At 56.9% G+C, this 24,230-nt stretch carries 28 protein-coding genes and 1 pseudogene; 19 read left to right on the plus strand and 10 right to left on the minus strand.

The window, feature by feature from the left end:
• Window positions 1–238: 238 nt before the first annotated feature.
• The 7 genes from ACWGXE_RS07780 to ACWGXE_RS07810 all read left to right on the plus strand — a co-directional run bounded on the left by ACWGXE_RS07780 (window position 239) and on the right by ACWGXE_RS07810 (window position 4,368).
• Window positions 239–448, plus strand: a complete 210-nt coding sequence (locus ACWGXE_RS07780) for a hypothetical protein (RefSeq protein WP_447602658.1) — start codon at window positions 239–241, stop codon at window positions 446–448.
• Window positions 449–527: 79 nt separating this feature from the next.
• Entirely contained in the window at window positions 528–932 is a 405-nt protein-coding gene (locus ACWGXE_RS07785) for a response regulator (RefSeq protein WP_447602659.1), read from the plus strand.
• Complete coding sequence (locus tag ACWGXE_RS07790; protein WP_447602661.1) at window positions 926–1,915, plus strand: universal stress protein; 990 nt, start codon at window positions 926–928, stop codon at window positions 1,913–1,915. The genes ACWGXE_RS07785 and ACWGXE_RS07790 overlap by 7 nt, the downstream gene beginning before the upstream one ends.
• Window positions 1,916–2,092: 177 nt before the next feature.
• A complete protein-coding gene (locus ACWGXE_RS07795; RefSeq protein WP_447602663.1) occupies window positions 2,093–2,233 on the plus strand; it encodes a hypothetical protein in 141 nt (46 codons plus the stop codon).
• A gap of 767 nt (window positions 2,234–3,000) precedes the next feature.
• A complete protein-coding gene (locus ACWGXE_RS07800) occupies window positions 3,001–3,399 on the plus strand; it encodes a hypothetical protein (protein ID WP_447602665.1) in 399 nt (132 codons plus the stop codon).
• 7 nt (window positions 3,400–3,406) lie between these two features.
• Window positions 3,407–3,913, plus strand: a complete 507-nt coding sequence (locus ACWGXE_RS07805) for a hypothetical protein (RefSeq protein WP_447602667.1) — start codon at window positions 3,407–3,409, stop codon at window positions 3,911–3,913.
• 158 nt (window positions 3,914–4,071) lie between these two features.
• Window positions 4,072–4,368, plus strand: a complete 297-nt coding sequence (locus ACWGXE_RS07810) for a hypothetical protein (protein ID WP_447602669.1) — start codon at window positions 4,072–4,074, stop codon at window positions 4,366–4,368.
• 17 nt (window positions 4,369–4,385) lie between these two features.
• Here the strand turns inward: ACWGXE_RS07810 and ACWGXE_RS07815 are convergent, their stop codons facing one another.
• Both ACWGXE_RS07815 and ACWGXE_RS07820 read right to left on the minus strand, forming a co-directional pair.
• On the minus strand, window positions 4,386–5,000 hold the full coding sequence (locus tag ACWGXE_RS07815; protein ID WP_447602670.1) for an alpha-ketoglutarate-dependent dioxygenase AlkB: 615 nt from the start codon (window positions 4,998–5,000) through the stop codon (window positions 4,386–4,388).
• A 4-nt stretch (window positions 5,001–5,004) separates the two neighbouring features.
• Complete coding sequence (locus tag ACWGXE_RS07820) at window positions 5,005–5,805, minus strand: MBL fold metallo-hydrolase (RefSeq protein ID WP_447602671.1); 801 nt, start codon at window positions 5,803–5,805, stop codon at window positions 5,005–5,007.
• A gap of 254 nt (window positions 5,806–6,059) precedes the next feature.
• Between ACWGXE_RS07820 and ACWGXE_RS07825 the strand changes: the two genes are divergently transcribed.
• Window positions 6,060–6,305 carry a DUF2630 family protein gene (locus ACWGXE_RS07825; protein WP_447603903.1) on the plus strand — a complete coding sequence of 82 codons (246 nt, stop codon included), beginning with the start codon at window positions 6,060–6,062 and terminating at the stop codon, window positions 6,303–6,305.
• Between the two features lie 153 nt (window positions 6,306–6,458).
• Here ACWGXE_RS07825 and pyk read toward each other — a convergent pair whose 3' ends face one another.
• Window positions 6,459–7,886 carry a pyruvate kinase gene (gene pyk / locus ACWGXE_RS07830; RefSeq protein ID WP_447602673.1) on the minus strand — a complete coding sequence of 476 codons (1,428 nt, stop codon included), beginning with the start codon at window positions 7,884–7,886 and terminating at the stop codon, window positions 6,459–6,461.
• A 469-nt stretch (window positions 7,887–8,355) separates the two neighbouring features.
• On the opposite strand from pyk, the gene ACWGXE_RS07835 reads away from it, so the two are divergent.
• Window positions 8,356–9,603, plus strand: a complete 1,248-nt coding sequence (locus ACWGXE_RS07835; RefSeq protein ID WP_447602674.1) for a hypothetical protein — start codon at window positions 8,356–8,358, stop codon at window positions 9,601–9,603.
• Window positions 9,593–10,216, plus strand: coding sequence for a hypothetical protein (locus tag ACWGXE_RS07840; RefSeq protein ID WP_447602675.1), 624 nt, complete (start codon window positions 9,593–9,595; stop codon window positions 10,214–10,216). Before ACWGXE_RS07835 ends, ACWGXE_RS07840 begins: the two co-directional genes overlap by 11 nt.
• Window positions 10,217–10,249: 33 nt before the next feature.
• On the opposite strand, the gene ACWGXE_RS07845 is transcribed toward ACWGXE_RS07840, so the two are convergent.
• Window positions 10,250–11,260, minus strand: a complete 1,011-nt coding sequence (locus tag ACWGXE_RS07845; RefSeq protein WP_447602677.1) for an adenosine deaminase — start codon at window positions 11,258–11,260, stop codon at window positions 10,250–10,252.
• 73 nt (window positions 11,261–11,333) lie between these two features.
• Window positions 11,334–11,570: an SRPBCC domain-containing protein gene (locus tag ACWGXE_RS07850; RefSeq protein ID WP_447602678.1), complete on the minus strand. Its 237-nt coding sequence runs from the start codon at window positions 11,568–11,570 to the stop codon at window positions 11,334–11,336.
• 135 nt (window positions 11,571–11,705) lie between these two features.
• Between ACWGXE_RS07850 and ACWGXE_RS07855 the strand changes: the two are divergent.
• Both ACWGXE_RS07855 and ACWGXE_RS07860 read left to right on the plus strand, forming a co-directional pair.
• A pseudogene (locus tag ACWGXE_RS07855) lies at window positions 11,706–11,893 on the plus strand (SRPBCC domain-containing protein); the annotation flags it as partial.
• Window positions 11,894–12,021: 128 nt separating this feature from the next.
• Window positions 12,022–12,711 (plus strand): alpha/beta hydrolase family protein, encoded by a 690-nt coding sequence (locus ACWGXE_RS07860; protein ID WP_447602680.1) that lies wholly within the window; start codon window positions 12,022–12,024, stop codon window positions 12,709–12,711.
• 107 nt (window positions 12,712–12,818) lie between these two features.
• On the opposite strand, the gene ACWGXE_RS07865 is transcribed toward ACWGXE_RS07860, so the two are convergent.
• Window positions 12,819–13,829 carry a cupin domain-containing protein gene (locus tag ACWGXE_RS07865; RefSeq protein WP_447602682.1) on the minus strand — a complete coding sequence of 337 codons (1,011 nt, stop codon included), beginning with the start codon at window positions 13,827–13,829 and terminating at the stop codon, window positions 12,819–12,821.
• A gap of 194 nt (window positions 13,830–14,023) precedes the next feature.
• Between ACWGXE_RS07865 and ACWGXE_RS07870 the strand changes: the two genes are divergently transcribed.
• Window positions 14,024–14,845, plus strand: a complete 822-nt coding sequence (locus ACWGXE_RS07870) for a class I SAM-dependent methyltransferase (RefSeq protein WP_447602684.1) — start codon at window positions 14,024–14,026, stop codon at window positions 14,843–14,845.
• Between the two features lie 195 nt (window positions 14,846–15,040).
• Here the strand turns inward: ACWGXE_RS07870 and ACWGXE_RS07875 are convergent, their stop codons facing one another.
• The 3 genes from ACWGXE_RS07875 to ACWGXE_RS07885 all read right to left on the minus strand — a co-directional run bounded on the left by ACWGXE_RS07875 (window position 15,041) and on the right by ACWGXE_RS07885 (window position 16,328).
• Window positions 15,041–15,262 (minus strand): tautomerase family protein, encoded by a 222-nt coding sequence (locus ACWGXE_RS07875; RefSeq protein WP_447602685.1) that lies wholly within the window; start codon window positions 15,260–15,262, stop codon window positions 15,041–15,043.
• A 176-nt stretch (window positions 15,263–15,438) separates the two neighbouring features.
• Window positions 15,439–15,666 (minus strand): AbrB/MazE/SpoVT family DNA-binding domain-containing protein, encoded by a 228-nt coding sequence (locus ACWGXE_RS07880; protein WP_447602687.1) that lies wholly within the window; start codon window positions 15,664–15,666, stop codon window positions 15,439–15,441.
• 497 nt (window positions 15,667–16,163) lie between these two features.
• Window positions 16,164–16,328: an HNH endonuclease gene (locus tag ACWGXE_RS07885; RefSeq protein WP_447603905.1), complete on the minus strand. Its 165-nt coding sequence runs from the start codon at window positions 16,326–16,328 to the stop codon at window positions 16,164–16,166.
• Between ACWGXE_RS07885 and ACWGXE_RS07890 the strand changes: the two genes are divergently transcribed.
• The 5 genes from ACWGXE_RS07890 (at window position 16,263) to ACWGXE_RS07910 (ending at window position 22,431) form a co-directional block, all read left to right on the plus strand.
• Complete coding sequence (locus ACWGXE_RS07890) at window positions 16,263–16,523, plus strand: hypothetical protein (protein WP_447603953.1); 261 nt, start codon at window positions 16,263–16,265, stop codon at window positions 16,521–16,523. The genes ACWGXE_RS07885 and ACWGXE_RS07890 overlap by 66 nt on opposite strands.
• Window positions 16,524–17,342: 819 nt before the next feature.
• A complete protein-coding gene (locus tag ACWGXE_RS07895; RefSeq protein ID WP_447602689.1) occupies window positions 17,343–17,570 on the plus strand; it encodes an AbrB/MazE/SpoVT family DNA-binding domain-containing protein in 228 nt (75 codons plus the stop codon).
• Between the two features lie 3 nt (window positions 17,571–17,573).
• A complete protein-coding gene (locus tag ACWGXE_RS07900; protein ID WP_447602690.1) occupies window positions 17,574–17,978 on the plus strand; it encodes a type II toxin-antitoxin system death-on-curing family toxin in 405 nt (134 codons plus the stop codon).
• A 516-nt stretch (window positions 17,979–18,494) separates the two neighbouring features.
• Window positions 18,495–20,393 (plus strand): B12-binding domain-containing radical SAM protein, encoded by a 1,899-nt coding sequence (locus tag ACWGXE_RS07905; protein ID WP_447602692.1) that lies wholly within the window; start codon window positions 18,495–18,497, stop codon window positions 20,391–20,393.
• 85 nt (window positions 20,394–20,478) lie between these two features.
• Window positions 20,479–22,431: a B12-binding domain-containing radical SAM protein gene (locus ACWGXE_RS07910; RefSeq protein WP_447602694.1), complete on the plus strand. Its 1,953-nt coding sequence runs from the start codon at window positions 20,479–20,481 to the stop codon at window positions 22,429–22,431.
• Window positions 22,432–22,443: 12 nt separating this feature from the next.
• On the opposite strand, the gene ACWGXE_RS07915 is transcribed toward ACWGXE_RS07910, so the two are convergent.
• Complete coding sequence (locus ACWGXE_RS07915; RefSeq protein WP_447602696.1) at window positions 22,444–22,686, minus strand: hypothetical protein; 243 nt, start codon at window positions 22,684–22,686, stop codon at window positions 22,444–22,446.
• Between the two features lie 81 nt (window positions 22,687–22,767).
• On the opposite strand from ACWGXE_RS07915, the gene ACWGXE_RS07920 reads away from it, so the two are divergent.
• On the plus strand, window positions 22,768–24,009 hold the full coding sequence (locus tag ACWGXE_RS07920; RefSeq protein WP_447602697.1) for a hypothetical protein: 1,242 nt from the start codon (window positions 22,768–22,770) through the stop codon (window positions 24,007–24,009).
• Window positions 24,010–24,230: the final 221 nt, after the last annotated feature.

The following is a 24,230-nucleotide window of genomic DNA, read 5'->3' on the forward strand; positions in this document are numbered from 1 at the left end:
CCGGTATATCGTCACCGTTGTGAGCCGTCTGCTCAAACGGTCTGCACAGTGCGTGTTGTGCGGATGCGCTCCCCTACTCGCGTCGCGCCGCGGTGAACACTCTCCATTCCTATGCATAAGGCGCGTGCAATGCGATGGCACGGGCATTGCTGACATGAGCATTGCCGATACGAAGAGCCGTCCTGTGATTGTGCAAGGCTCTCGGCAGTCCTGATGGCAGTCGGAAAGGAGGACGCTCATGCGATGCGCGCGTTGTGGCGGCTTGGTTGTGATTGATCTGTCTTACGACGACCTACAAGGGAAGACGACGGGTCATCCGAAGCGATGCGTAAACTGCGGTAATCGTGAGGATGCGGTGATCCATGCCAATCGACGCCACTACCCGGCGCTGCGGCATTGCGCAAGAGCCGTGGATTCGCCGAGCGGCGGTGTGATGACGGTGTGGTGACATGCACGGTGTGGTGACACGCAATGAAGGATGACCACCGGCCGCGTTTCCATCGATGTGGTGGAAGAAAGGACCTGCCATGGACGGATATGGGAAACGCATCCTCGTAGTGGACGACGATGAACAAATTCGGTTGTTGCTGTGTCTCGTGTTGGCCCAGGATGGCTACAGTGTGCATACGGCGGCAGGGGGAGACGAAGCGCTCGGTGAAATGATGAAAAGACGGTTTGATGCTATTTTGACGGATGTGGAGATGCCTCGACCGACCGGATTCGACATTTTGGCGTACTGCCGCACAGCGAGCCCGGGAATGCCCGTCGTCCTGATGTCTGCTGTGACGGGCGATCTTCGCGATCCGGTATTGGAGCAGGGCGCATCCGCCTATCTCGAAAAGCCGTTCGGCGCCGACGAGGTGCTGCGCGCTTTACGTATAGCTTGCCGGAAGACGGCAGGGGAGAGAGTCGGGGTTGAGAGACAATGGTAAACAAGGATGAAGCAATCCACCGCCGCCGGCCGTTTCGAGTCGTCGCGGGTGTGGATTGGTCCGGTGATTCACTGGCCGGCGTCCGTCGCATCGCGGCACTATACGCGCCGGATGAATTGGTCCTGGTTCATGCGCTCCAGAACACTTCGCACGACCCCCGGGTACAGAATAGCCACGCCGGATCTCGACCTTGTATATCTGCAAACCGTCACCAGGAAATGTCCGTTGCCTCAGCCAGTCGCAGTCTGAAATGGGTGTCATCGCTCATTCAGAAGAATAATATCTCCACCCGGGAAATCTGCAATGCCGGGGCTCCGGCCAGCGTCGTAGCCGAAGCCGCCCACACCGTCGGCGCGGCACTGATTGTGGTAGGACAGCGAGGTGCACGCGAACATGTTGGCCGGACCATAGGCAGTGTCTCGCATCGGATCTGCTTGAATGCCGGTTGTTCGACTTTGGTCGTGAGAAAACCGTGGTGCAGTCCCATGCGGGTGCTGGCACTTGTCCAAGAGGCCGAAGATATGGTCGCATTGGAGCGATGGCTACGCGCCTTTCCCTTCAAAGAATCGGCTGAGTTGACGGTTCTTTGCCTGCTGCCCCAATCGCAGCGAGGTGAACCGATCGGACCCCTTTCGGTACGGTTTTGGAAAAATACGGCGGCCGGCAATGCCCGGTTTTTCGTGAACCGGATGGTGCGTTCCTTGAACGGGCCGCTTCTTCGGGTGAGGGGACGGACATTACGAGAGAATCCCTCGACAGTCCTACTCAGAGAAGGCTTGAACTTCGACTTATTGATGCTGCACGGATCCGACCGAAAACACAGATATGCCGGGCGATCTGGATTGCCGTGGCGGACATTGCTGCGTCTGGCATCCTGCTCCACGTTGATTGTCCGGACGCCGAACGAGGTGCTCGGACGATCTGCTTCCCGATTGTCTTGCCGATTCAAGATCCAAGGATGCGTCCCGCATCCCTATGGATAGATCCGGCGCGATTGCCGGATCATTCCTCTATTGTTCATTTCGCACAGTGCGAATTGTGCAGGATCGCTCGTTTTTTGCCCTCATTTGATAAAAATCATCTTGAATCCCTATCAATTCTCCGGTGGCATGCCCGTTGCTTTTCACGGTTGGCTATTGAACCCACACCTAGGTTGCGGGATGAAAAATAAACTTTGGGCAAATCATAGATGGGGAGATCGGGAGTTGATGTGGGGGCTGTTGGTATTGACCGCTCTCTTGGTATGGGCGGCGAATGTCTTTGCCGCTGACCCGATTGCCGTGATTGCAAGTCTTCCATAGTCTTCCACCGCATCTATCCAATCATTCACCCCTTGGTTGATCTGTGCGGCCCGTGCCCAATCGCTGCGTTTGGGTAAAGTGTTTGCTCCAATAACCAAGGGCTTGGCAGGAGAAGGGAACCGACAACCTCAAGGCACGTTTGGAACAGGCGCGATTTCGAGCGGATACGCACCCGGGTGCAGGTGCGAATATTTGTGCATTGTGCAAGCCTCATTAAGCGACATCTCTGATTCGCAGAGTTTGATGGAGGTTGTGGCCCGGCCAGTGACCCTCTCCGTGGGACTAGTTATTGCAGCATTCATGCATGGTACGGAGGCGCTCTTGTCTAGAAAGAAGCGAGCGTTGGAAACGAATCAACTATCCGAACATTTCCGCGAAGGATACTCGAATGCGCTGTGAACGATGTAATGGGTTGATGAGCGCGGAGACCGTGATCAACTGTGCCGAAGGCACGAGTCAAGAGTGGCTCGAGATAAAGCGGTGCATCAATTGTGGATGTGTAGAGGATGCCACCATCTTGGAAAACCGTTTTCAACCGAAAGTCCAAGTCACCGGTACTCGCGCATGCAGACAGCCGCGGGCGGTGAGTGTGTTTCTGAACGGAAGCGAGGATGCGGCGCGTTGACGCCCATCTCCGCTCCTTTAACTCGACTTGTGGCTGAATGCTAATTTGACCACATGCTTGCCGCGCGTGCAGTAGAGCCACTCACCATAAAGGATTGAACCGCGAAGTCCTTGGCCTCTTGAATAAGAAGCACGAGGTTGTTATGGCTTTTCATGAGAAACAGATTTTGGTGGTGGACTGTGACGAAATCGCCAGACTCTTGGTTTCTTATATTCTGGAAGAAGACGGGTACGGTGTCCGGGCAGTCCATGACCTTCGAGAGGCCCGGTACGAGATCAACACACGCCGGTATGATGCGGTTCTTATGAATTCTTCTGCGCAGGGATCGGCGGCGGTTATTCTACGACGCTATCCAGACGGCATGACGTGCGAGCCGGCGCCGGCCTCGTCAAACGAATGGAATGATGGAACTGATTGTGCGAATATCTGGCAGCCGGTCGCATGGCTGCAGAAGCCTTATGAAGCCTCCCTCTTTCTGTGCGCCGTACGTGCGGTCCTCCACGAGCCGGTACTGACGCCGCGGCTCTTTGCCGGCCGGTAGGTAGGTGATGCAGACACTGTGGCGGCTTAGTCTGGTGCTGTTTATTGTTGGGACGATCGGATGCCAATCCGGGACATCGTCGAAGCCCGCTCCTCACGAGGCTTCTTTCTCAGACCTTTGGAAAACGTACCGGCATTGCCAGAAAAGCGAGGACCCTCAGGAAATGAAGGCGGATGCGTTGCATCTTGACCAAACGGTACAGGCTCTTGCCGGCGAGAAAGACGCGACGTTAGTTCCGGACCAACTTGAGCGGCTGATTCTCGACCAGCCGACCCGCCTGGCGGTCGATCCCAAGGCGATGGCCGCATCTTGCGCGCTGCTTGCCGGATACCAAGCCCGTGTCGTGGGACAGCCGCGTTTGGCGGCGGAAATGTTCGGCCATATACTCTCCAACTATTCCGCCAGCCGATATCGGTACTATGTCGTGCAGGCCTACCACGCTCTCAAAAGTATTACCGGCGGCGAGCAGTTTCTTCCGCAACATCTCCTTCCTTCTATCGATACCGGTTCGTAAGGTTGGCGGCCGGTTCGACTTTCTTCCAACGACGATTTCTCTACCTGCACGCGTTCCCTTACGTCCCTGACCGTCTCTCCGATTAAAGACACTCGTCTTCCATTAATCCCGAAAAAGATCAAGCCATCCTTATCTTTCAGCCTGCGCGCGAGCTGCTGATGAACGGGGTTAAAGGCGCGAAAACAGATTCTGGAGAGCTATACGAATATACGAATCGTGGGGAAGCCGTGGATGGACTCGAAACAGTGAAGCTGGCAGAAGAATTTAGGCCGTGTCCCGCAATGACCGTGATTGGATTATCCGTGCAAAAGTCCGCCCAAGTCGAATCCATCATGAAAGCAGCCGGCGCCTCGGAATATCTGACCAAGGATATGGCCGACGAGCAATTGTATCGAGCTGTGATCCTTGCATTGGAACGGCACCCTTCCCGGGTTGGAACGGGCGACGCCGGCTGAACTGAATGGTGTACGACCTATCGGCCGGACCTCCCAGTCGGGATCGAGATTCCCTCCGTCATCAAACTGTTACCTGCCGTTCTCAGAGTTCGAAAGGTAATCGAGTATCGTTGTTGTTTTCCGGCGGGTATTGAATGCTGCCAGGACGAGCGTGCCTCGCCGGTCAAGACATAAGCCGAGCGCGGCTCGAGGAGTGATTCGGCGATTTGTCGTTCCTGAGCCATTCGCCGCTGAAACCGGAATCGCGCCGGACTCAGTAATGAGACGCCGACCACGGCTGGTCCGAACATGGGTGCATCGCGGTGCCAGCCGATGCCTGCTCCCGGTGGATAATCCGTAATCAAGATCTCTTCGAACAATTCGGCCGCCACACCGACGAGACCGGCCGCGCGTTCGCGCAGCGGAAGAAGCGCGTCAGGAATCGGTGGTCCCGGCATAATGTCCCATGTCTCATAGCCGTACACCCGACCGAAGTGGGCGGTGCGCCGTTTCGCCGCCACGCCGTGCATGCGGACCTCATTGAACGTCAGCGTTCGGACAAACCGGATCAATTCGCGCTCGTCCGAGTCGGAAAGAAAGTCCGGAATATAGCGGAAGCCTGAAGGAAGGTCTGCGGATCTCGCACCGGCCATGTGGCTATGGAAGCGGGTTTCGCTCTAATGCGCGATCGGCACGAACCACATCGTGAGTGTTCTTTGCATCCACCATGCGGCCTGCTCTCATGTTGGCGGGTAAGGCGATATCCATTTTCGCAGGCCGGGGCATTTTTCTCTTCTTCATCATCTCAACGAATGTATCTTTGTCGATCGAAAGGTTCAGGCGTTCATTGAATCGCTTCTCCTCGCCGATGGTCGACGAGACCCTGCCGTGATAGTCGTGACCGGGATAGACGACCGTATCATCCGGCAGCGCAAATAATTTGTTGCGGACGGAATCGAAAAGCTTCTCCGGGGAGCCGCCTTGAAAATCCGTCCGGCCGTTGCCGCGGATGAACAGGGTGTCACCCGTAAAGACTGCCCCGGGAAGGACATAGCAGGTGCACCCGTCCGTGTGGCCGGGGGTGGCGAGTGCCTTGAGCGCGGTGTCGGCGAAGCGCAGCTCTTGTCCCTCGTGGAGGAACAGATCCGCTCCTGTCACGGCGCCGGCTGCGCCGCTGCCATAGACTATTTGGGCGCCGGTGCGATCCTTGATGACCGAGGCGCCGGTAATGTGGTCGGCGTGGATGTGCGTTTCGACGGCAAAAACGAGCGTCAGGCCCAACTCATTGACTGTTTGGAGATCGCGTTCGACGTTTTCGATGACGGGGTCAATGATCACCGCCTGTCGGGAATGGCGGTCGGCGACGATATAGCTGCGGCTTTCGGCCCTGTCGTCGACGTCTTGGAGATCGTTGACATCCAGCAGGACAGTGACGGTATAGGCTTCTGTGATTCCCATTGGCTTGCGCTCCAAAGTTAGTGAGCTCTGGCGAGCGGCGCATGTAATAAACGCGCCATTCTACTTTTTTAGTGTCTTTCCGGTCCATTTATTCGTCGCGCAGGATGGGTGCCCGAACCGGAAACGGCGTATGTCGATATGGACTGTTTACGGAGGAAAGATCGGCGAGCTGGCCGGCCCCCATCGGTTGACCGAGGACCGGCGTGGGCGTAACATCACACCATTCCATCCCGGTCGGATGGAAGGAGGCTCGTGTGGAGAATCATCCCGAGGATCAGCCTGTCCTCAACTACATTCAGCAACTGGTTGCGGAGGAACACCGGCTGTACGAGAAAGCGGCGCTTTCGAAGTCCGATCGGAAGCGGCTCGCCCAGCTCCAGGTCGAACTGGATCAGTGCTGGGACCTTCTGCGACAGCGGCGCGCTCTTCGCGACGTCGGGCTCGACCCGGACGACGCGGAAGTCCGCCCCCCGCAGGTCGTCGAGAATTACGAGCAATAGCGCATCCTTCCGGCCTTCAGCGGATCAAGCAGCCGACCCTGCGAGTACCGGTCCGCCAAACTCCCTCTCCCGGACCGGTTCTTGAGAGAAGCGGGGCGACCGGCGGCATCCACTCACCGATGTTGAGTGGGCCGGCATGACGCTCCGGTAAGCTCAGCATGCTTCGGACTGGACGTCGTCCGACGGGACATCGCGAATCTGAATTGAATCGACCCGTTGCTCGGCCAAGACGTCCGAGATGATCACCACCTTATCCCCGATCTGAAACTGTTCCCGGTCCTTCAGGATCCGGAACGCCGTTTGCAGAGTTTTTTCGGGGTCCGAGCTGAAATCGATCTTGAACGGAAAGACACCGCGGTTGAGCATCATCGTTCGTCGCGGTTGACTCATGTTGGTAAAGGCATAGATATTCGTCGAGAACGGCCGGCAGTTGGCGACGAGATCGGCCATGAGGCCCCGTCTGGTGATCACGACGATGCCCTTGGCCTTGACCCCCTCGGCGAGCTGAACGGCCGCCGCCGCTAATTGCTGCTTGTTGCCCGCGTTCCGCAAGTGTTTCGCAAACTGCAAACCGGGTATCGTTTCGGATTTCAATGCAATTTTGCGGAGATATTCGACGCACCGCACCGGATATTTCCCGACCGTGGTCTCACCGGACAACATGACGGCATCGGTCTCTTCATAGATTGCATTGGCCACGTCGGTGACCTCGGCGCGGGTCGGGTGCGGATGGTGGATCATGGATTCGAGGAGATGGGTTGCCACGATCACGCGTTTGCCGTACTCGGCGCACTTGCGCACAATCGTGCGTTGGACGTTCGGGAGATCTTCCAGGTTGATCTCCACCCCCAGATCTCCACGCGCGACCATAATGCCGTCTGATTCTTTGATGATCTCTTCCAGGTTCCGGACCCCTTCCTGATCCTCGATCTTCGCGATGATCTTCACCTTCCCAACCTTGTCACCCATGAGCGCCTTGAGCTGCCGGATATCTTCCGCCTCGCGTACGAAAGACAAGGCGATGAAGTCCACGTCCCGTTCCAGACCGAACAGAATATCCTTGGTGTCCTTATGCGTGATCGCCGGCAGGTTGACCCGGATGCCCGGAAGATTCACGTGGCGCTTGCTCTTCAAGAGCCCGCCGTCCAACACACGGCACCGCATGTGGCGTTCGGTCTTCTCCAGCACCTCGAAATTGATCAGCCCGTTGTCCACGGTGATTTTGTCCCCGACGTTGACTTGCTCCAGCAAGTCGGCATAGTCGATGTGAATGGAGCTCTCTTCAACATCCATTGGCCCGCGCGTGGTGACGGTCACGATGGCGCCCTGCCGCAGATCCAACTCGTTGGAGAGGTCGCCCGTGCGAATGGCCGGACCTTGCGTGTCCAGGAGAATGGGAATGGGAAACTTGATTTTCTTGTTGAGCGTCTTGATGTGCTGGATGACCTTGGCATGGGAGTCGTGATCGCCGTGGGACATATTCAGGCGGACAATGCTCATGCCCGCCTCGTACAATTTCTGCAACATGTCATAGGACTCCGTGGCAGGGCCGATCGTGCAGATGATGCGGGTTTTTTGCATGTATACCCCCCTGGGACGGTGACGTATTTCCGCTCGCGAGGCGAGGCCGATAAAATTATGGCGGCATTGTACTTTTTCTTGGCGCCCTCGTCTATTAAAAGACCGACTTTAGGACCGCCGAGGCACCAATCGTCACAATTATCTGATGCCCGCGTACGATCACGTCGCACCGTATCGACGATTTCTTTGCCGGCGCTGGCCGCCAAGCATTGGACCGGCAGCAATCATGTCAGCCGGCACCTCGGTTGACCGAGGTCTGATGTGAGCGTAACATCGGAGACTGGCGTTCCACTGTCGCAACTATCGTTGAGTGCTGATCCGCCACGCGTCGCAACCGTTTTGACGTGTGATCATTCCGACCATTGGGATGAATCCCCGCTGTTGTGTAGAAGATAAGGGGAGATCAGAATACCTTTCAGACTATATAGGCTAAATTCGGAAACTTCAGCATGACATTGAGGAGGAAGTTATGCCTCGACCTCCAACTATGCCTTTCGACAGGCCCATGCCCGATTCCGATGATCTTGAAGAGAGGGGGTTATCCGGCGAGGATTCTGCGCCGCAGGGCCACAAGAAACTTGGAACAGCTTGGTTGTGCGCGACACTGGCGGGTATTCTCGCGCTCGTATACTCCACGCTGTCGCAATTTTCTCGAACCTATACCATGGTGGGGCTGGTGGCCCTCCTCGTGGCCTATGCAGCCTACGGATCTTCTCTCAGAAAGAAGAACATCCTCCAATTTGCAGACTCTCTCTACTATATGGGTTTTCTCTGGGCACTCTTCGCCCTTATCACGACCTTCGTCGTCTGGCCCGCTCCAAAACTGACTGCCGACGCGGTTCTCACCACCTTCGGGTATGCACTGGTTACGACGTTTTGTGGAATGCTTCTTCGGCTGTTGGTCATCCAATTTCAACCCACGCTCCCTGATCGGCTGATCCATGCCCAAGAAACTATTGATCGCCGCGTCGCGGCTCTCATCCAACAGATAAACGAAGCCACGATGGAAATCACATCTTTCAAAGATCGCGCAGCCAGTGGTCTCAGTGGCACGCTCCATGATCTTGAGCGGTCACTCACAGATGTCCGCGAGAGGATCACCGAGCAACAGCGGACGATGGCCACCATGATGAGTGAGGGCTTCGCGTCTTCGTTGAAGGAAATTCTTGGCCGGCTCGCGGCAATACAGATTCCCCAGGAAATTCTCACGACAGAAGTGGGCAAACTCATTGCCGCATTGGGGAAGCGGGGAGAGGACGTTGAAGAGGCGGTGCAGCGGCTGGAAAAGAGTTTGATGCAGGCGGCCGAAACCGTGGCTCGGTTCGGGGACTCATCGTATGGATCAGAAGCTGCCAAGGAAGTTGGCGTGGCGATGACCGATTTGTCCCGCATGGTAAGGGAGAGAACCGACGAATTTGCCAACATGAGCACTGCGTTGGAAGGAAGTCGTGCAGAGCTGGAGAGTCAACTCAACAGCATGCAGTCGTTACGCTCGGCATTTGCCATGGTCTCCACGCAATTGTCGACATTGGACGCAGAGCTGAGAGACTTGTCATTGACCTCGATATCGGCCGATGTCAGAAATGGGCTAATGAACGTGCAGAACGCCATACACTCAAGCCTTGACGCCACCAAAGCGATCGAATCGACGATGCGGGGCGTCATGTTCTTCTTGAGGGAGCGAGTGACCGAGGAGCGTTCCAGCAATGGAAACTGACTCCCATTCAGGTTGGACATTGGGCTTGTCACTTGTTGAAGTAATGCTCCTGCTTGTATTTGCGGCGCTGATTCTCCATGTGACGGACAATGTGGAGGGTGGGGGACAAGAGCCGCACCAAGGCGCCGGCGAACGAAAAAGTCCAGACCCAGGTCTTCAAGCCAGACTCCAGGCGGCCACGGAGCAAAGCGGAGACTTGGAAAAGCGGCTGAATGATATGACGGTCTTCTTGAATGAATTGAAGGTCATGGTGGGCGCGAAGGCTTCAACGAAAGAAAGCTTTCAGGAAGCTGTTGAGACCTTAAAACGCGGGTATGCCTTGTGTCAGAAGAACAATAATACGTTGATCGAAGCGAGCGTTCAAAATGGCGAGGAAACACTACAAGTCATTGGGGATATTCCGCCCGATTTGATCGTGAATCTTGCGAAGGGAGATCAGACCTCGGATCTGGAGCAAATCGTGTCGTTCGTTCAAGACGTGTATCAATACGAGAAGGACCATAGTTGTCGATTCAATTATCGACTCAAATATGCGACGGACAACGATTACAGGAAGGGCAGGGAAGGATTCGAGAAGTATTTTTATCCCGAGAGAATGATCAGAACCGGATGATGTGGAAGGATTTCAGGACAAGCACCCAGGCGGCTACGCGAACACTCGATTGAGTTCATTCAGGTGCTTGGTTTTCTCTTCTTCACTGATCCAGGCGCCTTCGAAGGAATTGCGTGCCAGCCGGTAGAGGTCTTCGCGGGCGACCGGCAACTGTTCAATGAGTGCACGGTAATTGTCGTTTACATACCCGCCGAAATAGGCAGGATCATCTGAGTTGACCGTTGCTTTGAGACCCCGTTTGAGCATGGTCAGTATCGGGTGCTGATCCATGTCCTTCACCACGCAGAGCTTGAGATTGGACAGAGGGCAAACGGTGAGGGTTGTGCCTTCATCAGTTAGGCGTTGCACGAGCGCAGCATCATCCAGCGAGTGATTGCCGTGATCGATGCGATCCACGTGCAACAGATCCAGCGCCTGATAGACATACTGCGGGGGGCCTTCCTCACCCGCATGGGCGGTGATTTTAAAACCCAGTTCCCTGCACCTGGCGAAGACTCGTGCAAATTTTTCCGGCGGATGGCCGATTTCTGAGGAGTCCAGGCCGAAGCCATCCAGCTGATCCAGGAGCGGCTGAACCAGCGTCAGGGTTTCAAATGCGTGCTCTTCAGATAGGTGACGCAGGAAAGACAGGATTAGCTTGGAGCTGATGCCCAGTTGCTCCTTTCCATTCTGCAGCGCACGGCGAATGCCGCTGATCTGAACGTCCAGCGGAATGCCGCGCTCTAAGTGCGCCTGAGGATCAAAGAACATCTCCACATGCACCACGTGGTCCTGATGCACCCGCTTCAGGTATGCCCACGTGAGGTCGTAAAAATCTTCCTCCTTTAGCAATACCGACATGCCGGTGTAGTAGATATCTAGAAATTCCTGGAGATTCCTGAAGGCGTAGGCGGCACGCAGCGAATCGACGTCGGGATGGTTCAACCGGACGCCATTGCGCTTGGCGAGATGGAACGCCATCTCCGGTTCCAAAGTGCCTTCGATATGCAGATGCAGCTCGGCTTTGGGCATCCGTTGTGCCAGCCGCAGCAATTCTTCGTTCATGCATGTCCCTCGATGGGAAACAGGGAGCGACCGTGAGAAGTCTATCATGGGTCATGATAAGTTGCCGAATGAATCAGCAATATTTTGCCAGGTGCCGCAAATGAACCTTGGTCATGCTTTGAAGAGTCATGTCTACTATGTCCGTGTACCGATTGCATTCGTGCGGCACCAGGTCCAGATATTTCCCGCCGAACGAATGGGTCTTGCCGGTGGTGAAATTCGTAAACGACATTTGGTAGGCGCCGCCTACTTTGGCGTCCCATCTAATGCACTTTCCCGGTAAACCCGTTCGGGGCAGCCATTTCGCCATCGCCTCCGCATCGAGGAACGCCCGGTCTATGCGGTCGGCGCCGCACGACGCACGCGGTGTAATCGGACAGTATTGGTCGGCATGTTCCTGGCTCCTTTCACGTGAGAATGGATCCCGGTTTAGGCGAGAAGCTCATTCGACGATCCGAATCTTCCCGGGGAAATACAGGTGACGATCACTCTGAAGAACGTCTCGTGTGGGGCCGAATTACGAATCTTGCAGGATAGGTTGCCGGACGTCATCCCTCTCGAGGCCTGTATCTCGGCTGGCGAGAATCGCGGACGCTGCTGGCCAAACTCATCGAAGCGGAGATTCCCGACTAGATGGAGAGGCCGGGATCCATGCATCTCAAAGTAAGCGAAGCGGGTACCAAGCGTATGACCATGCCGCTCGCCACGAGTTGGCAAATAAATCTTGATAGGAGCATGTGTTGTCCGGAACAATGAGACACATGACGACGGCACTGACAGTACACGTATCAGACTCAGTGGGTGAGGTCGCGGCGGTGCTGCTCCGTCCGAACAATGCCAAGTGGCTCTTGGTCCTGGCTCACGGCGCAGGGGCGGGGATGCATCACCCGTTCATGGATACTCTCGCCCGTGAACTGGCGGCCTGCGGTGTGGCGAGTTTCCGTTATCAGTTCCCCTATATGCAACAGCGGCGGAAGAGACCGGATGCCCCCGCGATGCTGACAGCCACGGTGAGGGCTGCCGTCACAGCGGCGTCGGCAGCGGCACCGGACTTGCTGCTCTTGGCGGGAGGTAAATCGCTCGGAGGGCGCATGACGTCGTTGGCGTTCTCGCAGGAGCCCTCCGGCAGGCAAGAGGAGGCAACGCGCGTGCGCGGTCTCGTGTTCTTTGGCTTTCCTCTGCATGCACCCGGCCGTCCGGGGACTGAACGAGCAGACCACCTGGCGCGGGTGAAGGTGCCGATGTTATTTCTCCAAGGCACGCGCGATACGTTTGCGGATCTGACCCTGCTTCGTCCGGTCTGCGCGAAGCTGGCTCCTCGCGCCACATTGCATGTGGTCGAGGATGCGGACCATTCGTTTCATGTGCTGAAGCGATCAGGCAAGACGGACGCCGAGGTCCTCCATGATCTCGCTCGCACCGTGGCTACGTGGGCCGAGTCCCTCTGGTGAGCCACGGGGTCTAGCGGACAGTGAGAGGCCTATCCATCATGACAAGGCGGTAAAGGAACAGAATGTGACGGGAGCGAGAACCATGCGGGGCCGTGTTCGCAGGTCGGCTAGCAGGACGAAATTCTCACCGGAATCTCTCGATCCGGACGGGTGGAGGTTGATTTCGTTTGGCTGCGGAATCGTGCCGGCGGCAGGCCGAATTCTCGCTTGAAGGCGCGGTTAAACGCCGACTCCGACTCATAACCCACCTCGCCGGCGATCTCAACCACGCTGCTGTTCGTGGTGCTTAGCTTTTGTGCGCCTAGCCTCAGCCGCCAACGGGTCAGGTAGGCTATAGGCGTCTCTGAAAGATAGCGCTGGAAACGCTCGGCCAGCACCGAGCGCGACATGCCGACCTCGATCGCCAATTCGGCAATCGTCCAAGGATGGGCCGGCCGGCGATGGAGGAGGGCCAGGGCTTTCCCGACCTCAGGATCGCGGACGCCGGCCAGCCAGCCGGTTTGTTCAGGGGGGAGCCGCGCGATGTAGCGCCGCAACATTTCGATGAACAACACTTCAGACAGCTTGGCCAGGACGGCCCTTCCGCCGGGTCGGGAAATGTCCGCATCATCCACCGAGTAGCGGATGGAATGTTCCAGCCATTGGCCGGCCGCATCGTTGCGAATGTTTACTTTCAGAACAGGCGGTAACCCGCCAAGAAAGATCCGGCTGAGTTGCGGCTCGCATGCCATGTAGCCGCAGATGACTCTGGTGATTTCTCCTCCGCCGCCGAGGCGGGAAACCTTCAGCCCTTGAGAGACTACCCGTTGCAACTCCTGCAAGCTGTCTACGGGCGGGACAGGCGGGCCGTTGCCCATGATATGTGGATCGCCGTGCGCGAGTACCACGATATCGCCCGCGCTGATCGGCATCAACCGGCCATCGCCTTCGACATGGATGTAGCCGCGCCCTTCGGTCAATAGGTGATAGATGATGACATGCCGGGTTTCGAGCGAAAGATACGGAGCGGCGGTGCGCGAGGCGGGCGAGCGGAAACACCAGGGGGCGGACAGCTCGGCGTTGTAAAATAGCGCCCCATCGAGCTGGACGGTCTTCAAGACCTCGGACAGGACATCCATCGCGGGTCTCCGGCTCACGGCGGATTCCCCGCACAATGGACCGGACGATTGAACAAGTCAAGTTTCCGCTTGGCGCGCCACGGTCAAGAGTTTCGGACGGACGGACAAGACAACCCCCCGCTATTCTCCTATAGTGCAAGTGCCGTGACAGGGTAAATCCGAGTTGTTCGATCATTCACAGAGAGGAGAGAGACATGTCGACCAACGTTGTAGCGCCAGAAGCGGACGGTTTAAACACCCGCCTCAAGGCGATCTGGACAGCCGGCGACTACGATCGATTCTCCCGTTACATGGAAGGGGGCGCACGGGAGTTTTATGAGCGGCTCACGGTGCCGCCGGGGTGCCGATTGCTGGACGTCGCCTGCGGGTCGGGCCAACTGGCCCTGATTGCCGCGAAGCAGGGCGTGGACGTAACCGGCGTGGATATTGCCGGCAATCTGGTGGAGCGGGCTAGGGCGCGGTCGCTGGCGGAAAATCTACCGGCTCGCTTCGAGGAAGCCGATGCGGAGGCCTTGCCATTCGAGGCCGCGACCTTCGATGTGGTGACGAGCCTCATCGGAGCCATGTTCGCGCCGCGCCCGGAACTGGTGGCGAAAGAACTGCTCCGGGTCTGCAAACCCGGTGGCATGATTGCCATGGCTAATTGGACGGCGGAGGGATTCGTGGGGCAAATGTTCAAGACCGTCGCGCAATTCATCGCCCCATCAGGAATGCCGTCGCCCGTGTTGTGGGGCGACGACACCACGGTCCGCGGACGGCTCGGCGGGGGCCTGTCGGACCTTCGCCTGAATAGGCGGCACTATGTGTTCAGTTATCCGTTTCCACCCTCTGAAGTGGTGGAGTTCTTCCGTCTTTACTACGGTCCCATGAACCGCGCATTCGCATCGCTCGACGAAGCCGGAGTCGGACGTCTCCGTCAACAACTCGAGATGCTCTGGACGTCGCACAATCGAGCGGGAGCGGATAGCACGACGGTTTACGCTGAATATCTGGAGGTCATCGGCATACGAGCTTAAGCCAGCATAAAAAGCCTTCGGGATGTCCAGTTCGGGCCACATGCTGCGAAAGGGGCGGGAGGAGCGTTTCGTAAAAGGACCGCGCCTCCACCCGACTGCGCACTCTGCGGCCCACGTGTCGAATCGTCGCCTCATAGACGAGCCCGGTCCTTGAGTCATTCAAGGACATCTACGTCGGAGCATGATAATTCGGTTCTATCCCTTTTTCGTCGCCTTGCGGGACTGCCGCTTCTTCCAGTCGTCTGTGAGTAGTCCTGAGAATCCCCAATCCGCTTCTGCAATCTCTTGAATCACGACGTGCGTGTGCTCTGGCTTCTTTCCGAGTATGCGGACAAGCGAATCTGTCACTTCCCGCACGAGTTGCGCCTTCTGCGCTCTCGTCGCCCCCTTTGTGATCTGAATGTTGACATATGGCATAGTGGCTCCTGTGAGGGTAGAAAAACGGACAATCTACTTCCGAACCGAGGGGATAATGTAAATGCCGATTGGAGGATGGCATGGTCACGAACCCCGAGCGATCCACCGTACCGCTCAATCTGATCGCGATGTATTTCCGGCACCTCGTCCACCGTGAGGAAAAGCGGCTCCATTCTCTACTCAGCGAGTTTCCTCAATGCGGGACCATACTGCCGAATCACTTTCGCCAAGGCGGTGCGGAATCTCTTTCGGCGGGCAGCATCTGGTGCGGGAGTGATGATTAGGCACTTTCCGTTGGTCTTGATCGTGAGCGGTGTGTCTGCGCCGATGTCCAAGAGGTCAAGGATCCCGCGATCGATCACGAGCGCCAGACTGTTGCCATGCTTGGTTAGCTTCTTGATCATCGGAACCTCACAAGTGGTACTACAACGTGTATCCATCTTAGCACCGACCATCACATAATAAAGCCGGCTCACAAGAGGAAGGAAAGGGGGTTTCAACTATGAGGAAGATACCGGCACGCGGCGTGAGCTGCGGACAGGCGAGGGGGGTGGATCTCTCACGATCCATGAGAAAGCGGTGTGGGAGGAGAAGAGAAAAGTGAAAGGAGCTAACCTGCCACGCGCCGGGAAATCGAATCCTGACACCTTTTAATTCTCCTGCCACTGCTTGGAAAAGAGTCCGACTGGTATTGCTCTGCTTTGTCGACATGAGAGTTCTTAGGAACCGCGTTGACCACGCCGTTGACAATACGCGTGTGGATCGCATGGGCGACGTCGAGGGGAAGCAATCGGATGCCCCTCTTGATCAGTTTGAATGTATACGCATGGTCTCCTTCCAAAGTTGGAGCTTGCCTCTGTCAGTCGGCTGGGTCAGCCAGGGTGTCGTCATAAACATGATTTCATTCAATGAAATTGCGTTTTTGAAGATTGTGCCGGGCACAGAGAAGCTGAATATTCTCGGCAGCGAGCGATGTCCCGCCTTTTGAGAATGGAACAATGTGATCGAAGTGCAACTCGTCGGTCGCTTCGCACAGACGGCATTTTCCACCATCCCTCTTCCACACTTCGAGTTTGACCGAGGTCGGGATGATTCGGCGGCGCTCCGCATCAACGCGGGCGGGTTGACCGAAATCCTCGTCGTCATTTACCGCTATGAGCTTGAACTTGAACACCTCTCTATGGTGATCACGCTGCTGCCAAGCATCTACGAGATGGAATACGCCGTTGTAAGACCAAATGCCCGAATGAACTTCTCATAAACGCGAACTCGTTGCGGAGTACGCTTCCCATTTTTGAACTCTTGCGCGGCTTCGAAAAATTTGCTTTCACCATTCCCCGAGCTGTCTAGGCGCGACGGCTCACAAAAGTGGCGTGCCGTTCCTACGCCTTTTGCGTTAGGAATTCAATCCATGTCTCCTTGAGACTTGCGGTCTAACGTGTCTGTCACGATGGGCGCGCACATTGACCGCGTGAATGATTCTTATCACTTCTTTCCGTCGTGCAATGAGTAGGGGAGACGCCTGGTTGCCTGCGCGGCCATCGGGCCTTGTGTTTCCGCCGAACCGCCGAAGCCGGCACGGCTTGCTCCGGCAAGTGGCGAGCACTGTTCGACGTTCCATTCGAGCGAGCTTGGAATGGAACGAGTTGCGCAGCCAAGGGCTGGAGAGGTGAGCGGCGGCCAACAAGGTCCTGGCCTAGCGCAGGCAGCCTGGCGTTGCATTTGATAATGAGCGCTATCGATTCACCGCAACAGCAAGGTGAAATCCCAAGGCGAGGAGGAGGGCGTCAATGCCGGGCTTCCGGCTGAGTCACCTTTCTTGCCGAAACCTGTACATAACCAGCGAAGTCGATTCAACGTTTCCTTAATGGAATAGTAGTCCGCAATTGAGGGCGAAGAAGACCGGACCTTGCAACGGCGAAGGCTGTAGTGCGTAGCCGCGGCGGCAAGTTTACAAGTTTATAGGCTTTGAGCTGTTCCTGGAACAAAGCTAGGTCTAGGGCGCAGTGCTCTTGGGTTTCTGCTGCTCCGCTGGATTCCGCTCTCGGAACGTTGTAACATTGTACGAACGGAGGAATCCATGATCAAGAAGCTTCAAAAGCACGGAAACAGCATGGCGCTGCTCATTGAAAAGCCCATGATGGAGGCGCTCGGAATCGGGGAAGACACGCCACTTCAAGTGAACATCAGCGGCCAGAGTCTCGTAGTGACCCCTGCCGATGTCGGCATAGGAAAGGATCGTGTGATGAAATCCGTCTCCAAAATGCGCCGGCGGTACGGCTCGACGTTGAAGCGGCTTGCCGGTTAAGCCGTGAAGCCAGTAGTCTTCCTGAGTGTCGAGGATGTCCTGCTGCTCCATAGCGATACCATGTCACAGGAAGGCGGGCTGTCGGGAATCCGTGATCACGGATTGCTCAATGCGGCCATTGCAATGCCGCGCCAGCAATTTAGCGGAGAGTATTTGCATCCGGATGTTCCGGCCAAGGCAGCGGCCTATCTGTACCATCTCGCGCAGAATCATCCCTTCCATGACGGAAATAAGCGGGTAGCGGTGATGGCAGCGTATGTCTTTCTCGACGCCAATGGTTGGGCTCTGGATGTCTCTCCGAGTGAATTAGAGAGCGTCACCAGGCAGGTAGCGTCCGGCGAAACGAAGAAGGATGACCTTATTGAATGGATGAGGCAACATGCGCATCCTCGGACAAGACGTTCATAGGATCTCTTGGGCTTGTGCGCTTGTGTTTCCGCCTCTTTTGCAACGGCGGAGCCTGTACTGTGTGAGCGGCAGCGGCGAGTTTACAGGCTCCGAGCGAACGAGGCCGTAGTTTGGTGCTTCAGGAGGCGTCCGCTGCGGCAATAACCTTTGCCCATGCCCTGCCATTTCTAACCGGCTCCATCATTTCCAGCTTCAACTGAGCACCTGACTGCTGAGCGGACATTGGGCCTTGTGTTCCCGCTGAACCGCCGAAGCCGGCACGGCTTGCTCCGGCAAGTGGCGAGCACTGTTCGACGTTCCATTCAGCTCCGCTTGGAATGGAACGAGTTGCGCAGCCAAGGCCCGGCAAGGCGAGAGCGGCCAACAAGGCCCTGCTTGAGCGAATGCAGTCAGGCGCTCAGCTTTCTTCCTCCTCTTGACCCACCCAAAACCGGGCGCTTAGAATGTCACTTCGCCTGCGCTAACTCCTGAACTTTCTATAGCAATCGGCCTTTTTACGGAGACCACAGTCGAAAGATGAAAGTCGAATATTTCAAGGGCGAGCGGGCGTCGCGTGAGCTGATCATGCTGCAACGCCGGTCGTCCGAGGAGGCAGCCGGCCGGAAGATGAAGGTCATGCTCATTTTCCCGCCCGATTGGTTTCCCTCCGAACCCTATCTGAGTCTTCCGTCCCTCACCGCCGTCCTCCGGCAGGCGGGCCATCACGTCATCCAAAAAGACATCAACCTCGAGATGTGGGACTGGTACTTCAGCGAAGATTTCTTGAAGAGGGTCCTGCGCAAGGTGCCGCAGCAGCTCGACCGGCTCCGGAAGTTGGCGAAGAAGCGTGAACTGGAAGAATGGGAGCAGGACTTACAACTCGCGCTCTGTGACCTGACCAGGCAGCGGATTGATGAGCTGATCAAAAAGGCGGAGCGCGCGAAGTCCATCGTCCGCGGCGAAGTCTTCTACGACATCGACCAGTTGGAATGGGCGATTCATGTGTTCCGCGAGGTCACGTCGGTGATTTCGATGGTCTACGCCCCGGCGCGGATTTGCATGCCGCCGATGGAGACGGACCTGTCATACAAGGTGTTTGTGTCGACTGAAGTGATAGATGCGGTGAACGATCAGCAAGTGAACATCTATCGCGACGTGTTCGACCACTTGGTCAAGCCGGCTATCGAGGCTGAACAGCCGGACATCGTCGGGATCTCGATCGTCCTGCAGCAGCAGATCTTCTCGTCGATGACCTTCTGCGCGCTGATCAAGCAGCACTTCCCGGACATCCACGTGACGATCGGCGGCAATACGGTGACGCGCCTGCGCGATGTCCTCCCGCAGTCGCCGCTATTCCAGTATTTCGACAGCGCCGTGGTCTATGAAGGAGAGACCGCCTTTGTGCAATTGGTGTCGGCGGTGGGGGCGAAACAAAGTCTAGCCGATGTACCGAACACCATCTATAAGGATGCGACCGGTATCCACACGTCGCCGAGCAGCTATGCGGAGGATATGGCGACCTTGCCGCCGCCGGACTTCGACGGGCTGCCGCTTGAGAAGTATTTCGTGCCGACGAAGATCCTGCCCTATTTGGCGACGCGTGGCTGCTATTGGGGCCGCTGCGAATTCTGCGATCACGGCGAAGGGTACACGGCGGGCTACCGGTCGAAGAAGATTCAGGACGTTCTCTCGGAGATCCGGCACCTCCGCGACAAATACGGAACGCGGCACTTCCACTTTACCGACGAATCGTACCCGCCGGCCCTGTTCAGGAAGCTTTCGCGCGGTTTGATCGAGCAGCAGATGGGCATCACCTGGACGACCCACATGCGGTTCGAGAAGAGCCTGCTCGAAGAAGGGGTCTGGCAGGACGCCAAGGACAGCGGCTGTCGCTACCTCCATTTCGGCTACGAGTCGGGGAACGAACGGGTGCTGAAGCTCATGGATAAGGCGACGACGACCGAGGTCATCACGAGGCATCTTCAACTATCGGCGAGCGCGGGCATCTGGAACCATTGCATGGGCTTTTTCGGCTTTCCCGGCGAGACGCGCGAGGAAGCCTGGTCGTCGGTGGAGTTCCTTGAGCAGAACAAGGACTATGTGCACTCACTGGGGTTCGGCACGTTCGACCTGGGGCGGCACAATCCCGTCGCGAAGAATCCGGAAAAGTTCGGCGTGACGGCCTACAAGAATCCCGAGTGGGATCTGGCGCTGGACTACTACTTCACGGTCAAGCAGGGGCTGAGCATCGAGGAAGCCGAGCGGGTGTTCGAAGAATTCGAACGGAACCATAACCCCGGCTGGGACCTGCGGCTCTTTATCCGCGAATATATCTTTCTCTACATCGCGCGTTTCGGATTGCAGAAATTGCCCGATCTACAATATCAAGCCGCCCGTATTGCCGGGGCGCCGCCGTCGCTGGCAGGGAAGATGTGAGGCACATTTGGGGCGTACCAAGTGATCCATTGCACCATTGAGCCGATGAATCAGTGATCCGATGAGTAGATGAGTAAATGATTCCATGACTGAACTCGTTCAGATCAAAACCAACGGCCAGCAGACGAATACCCGGACGCGCAAGCGCAAGATCATGCTGCTGTTTCCGCCTGAGTGGGTACCGACGGCGCCCTATCTCGCGCTGCCTTCGCTCACCGCCGTATTGCGCGAAGCGGGGCACCAAGTCGTACAAAAAGACATCAACATCGAGATGTACGACCACTTCTTCAGCGATTCCTTCCTGATTTGGGCCAAGGCGCGGCAGGGGATGCAGCTCAAGGAGTTGGAGTCGGCGGAGAAGAGCCGGGAGTTGACCGATCAGGAGTCCGATCGGAAAGCGTGTCTGGAACACTTCTCAGCCGTCGAGGTCTTCGACCTCTCCGAACGGGCCGACCGCGCAAAGCGCATCGTCCGCGGAGAAGCCTTCTACGACGCGGACCAATTGGAGTGGGCGCTGAATACGTTCCGCGAGGTGATGCAATATATCTCCGCCGCTTATTATCCCGCCTCACTCGTGTTTTATCCGATGGAGAGCAATCTCGGCTATCGGCCCGGCGTGTCGAAGGAAGTCTTTGCGTGCCTGGACGACGAGCAGGTGAACGTGTATCGGGATATCTGCAATCAACTTGTGCTGCCGGCGGTGGCCAAGGAAAAGCCGGACGTGGTGGGCCTGTCGATCGGCACACAGATGCAGCTCATGGCCGGCCTGACCTTCTGCAAGATGATCAAGGAAAGCTTTCCGAACATCCACGTCGTGGTCGGCGGCAACGTGATCACGCGGCTGCAAGAAGAGTTGCCCAAGCACGAGCGGTTCTTTGCCGAGATCTTCGACTCGGCGATTCTCTACGAGGGGGAGCACGCGCTCTTATGGCTCATCGAGGCCCTGAACGGCGACCGGACGATGAACCAGGTGCCGAACCTGATGCATCGCGACGAGACCGGCGTGCACTTGAATCCGGAAGTCTACACGGAGAAGACGCAGGCGCTGCCGCTGCCGGATTTCGACGGCCTGCCGCTCGATCATTATTTTGTCCCCGAACCGATTCTGCCGTATCTCGCGACGCGAGGCTGCTACTGGGGGCGCTGCACCTTCTGCGACCATGGACAGGGCTACTTCGATCAGTATCGCGGTATGCCGGCTCATTTGGTCATCGACCAGGTGAAGGCATTACGCGACAAATACCAATGCCGGCATTTCCTCTTCTCCGATGAATCGTACCCGCCCGCGCTGCTCAAGAAAGTCGCCCAGATGCTCGTGGACCAGCAGGTCGGGATCAAATGGACGACCTTGATCCGCTTCGAGGAAACACTTCAAGACCAGGAGATCTGGAACTTGGCGGCGAAATCAGGCTGCTGCACGCTGTATTACGGGATGGAATCGGCCAATGAGCGCGTGCTGAATCTCATGGACAAGCATGCGAAGAAAAGCGTGATCCAGACCAACCTCCGTCTCGCCGCCAATGCCGGAATCTGGAACCATGTGATGGCCTTCTACGGCTTTCCCGGCGAGACCCGCGATGAGGCGTTGGATACCAGGCAGTTCATCCTCGACAACCAGCCGACCATTCATTCGGTGGAGCTTTTCTATTTTGTGGCGTACCGCCATACGCCGATGGTGCGCAATCCGGAGAAGTTCGGGATCACGATCCACAAGCAGGAAGAGTACGACCTGCCGCTGGACTACTACTACACGCTGGATGAGCCGGGCGGGCTGACCTGTCTCGATGCCATGCAGCTCTGCGAAGAGTTTTACCGGAACGATTTCCATCCCTGGGCGGTTCGCGTAAACGCGCGCGAACATGTCTTTCTCTACATCTCAAAATACGGCACGAACCGGCTGCCGCAGATCTACGCGGCGACCAAGGCCGGCACGAGCGCCGAGGGCGTCTCCGGTCTCGTGACCTGGCCGGTGGCGATGGAAGAAGGGGAGGACGGGAAAGAAGGCATGAGCCGGGTGGTGTCGCATGGAGTCACCTGACGAAGGCTGAGGCTACGTCGATTGATACTTGAGCCAGTTGACGAGCGTCGAATAGGCGGCTTCCACTTTCTTGGTCATTGCTTCGCCTTTCTTCACCATCTGCATATATTTCTTCGGGTTGTTGGTGAGGTTCGCGAACCGGTGCGGATTCCAGGTGTGCAGCAGCTGGTCTCGTCTCCGCTCGAGTTGTTCCTGCGTGACTGGCGGCGTCAGTTCGAACAGTTTCAGTGCGTTGACGATGGCTTCGTCCGGCATGGCGGGAAGTGTGGCCGCTCGACCTCGGCGCTGTCAATGCAGTACGCTTGTCCCACGTTCAGCTCCACCCAATAGGACACAATGGCCACCGTCATCCCGCTTTTGCAGCCGCCGCCGATCTTTAAGGACCGCACCGATTATCGGCAGGTCCTTATCCGCGAGATGGAAGGTGGCAAGATTCCACTCAGCTTGGGGAAGAGCTGTCCCGTCAAATGCGAGTTCTGTTACGAAATCGACCATTCCTACCGCGAGACTTTGGATCCTCCGAAGACGACCGACGAAGACTGGGCCTTCATTCTCGACTACATCAACAGGAGGCCGACGGACCCGATGCAGTTCTGGTGCCTCGGCGGGAACGAATACATGGAGTGGACCGACCTCTTTCTCCATCCGAAAGCGATGGAGTGGGTTGAGGATTTCCTAAAGTATACGGACAAGAACATCACCTTCTTCACGGTCGGCTATGTGCATGTCCCCAAGATTCATCAACTGGCCGCTCAGTATCCAGGCCGTATCAACTTCGAATTGTCCGCGATTACGCTCAGTGCGTGCCGGGAACGACTGATGCCGCACGCGCCATCGGTCAAGCACCTGATGAAGGTTCTTGATGGTCCCGCGGTCTCATCCGCCAATTTTTACTCGTTCGAGCCAGGCTCCTTGTCGGACGATGCGACGACGATTTCGCGTATCAACCAGCGTTGCGTGCTCTGGATGGGTTGTTTGACGCCGTTGCGGGGGATCAAGGAGGACACCGCCAAACTGATGCGCGGGGGACGGGCCTATCTGGCGGAGGAAGCCCAGCGGATTTACGATGCCGGGTTGCCGAATATCCAGACGATTCAAACCGAAGCGCCGATTACGGCGTTTCTAAATCGCCGCCGCATCGTCAGCGCCTTTGATGCGCTCGAATTGGAGAAGCGCGATCCGGTGGTCATGGCGAAGAGCGTGTATAAAGTCTTGATGATGTACCGGAGAAACCGCGCGCGCTATCGCATGGTACCGAATGCGACGTTGGGCGGGGACTCGGACTGCACCGTGCTCCTGACGTTCGACGATATCGCCAAGTCGTTGAACGGCGACAAGTATGTTTATATTCCGAAATGCATGATGCAATCAGGACGGGGCCACTATACCGACATCGCCGGCGTGACGGTCGAGCATTTCATGCGGAAGACCGGTGTCAAAGCCCGAATCCTCCATAAGATCGACACACGATTTGCGAATAAGCTTCTCTGGCGGAATGGGCTCCTGAAAAACTATGTCGAAGACTACGTCCGCAATCCGCTGACGCAGTCGTACGAAGCGCTTCCGATTTCTGCTTAACGAGGACGACTATAGCGTTGCGGTGGACACCTGGCCGCCAATTAGGAACTTAAAGATCCGATTTTGCCCTAAACCGAAATTATTCGTCCGGCGGAACCCGCGGCTCCCCACCTCCGGAGCGGCCCTTCCGGGGCTTGCCCGGGCGGAATCCTTCCGGAATTCCCGTGCCTGTGGTCATGGACCACAGTGGCGTGGTCAGTTCCGGCTTTCCTGCCCCAGCA

It is taken from the genome of Nitrospira sp. Nam80 (assembly GCF_965152575.1).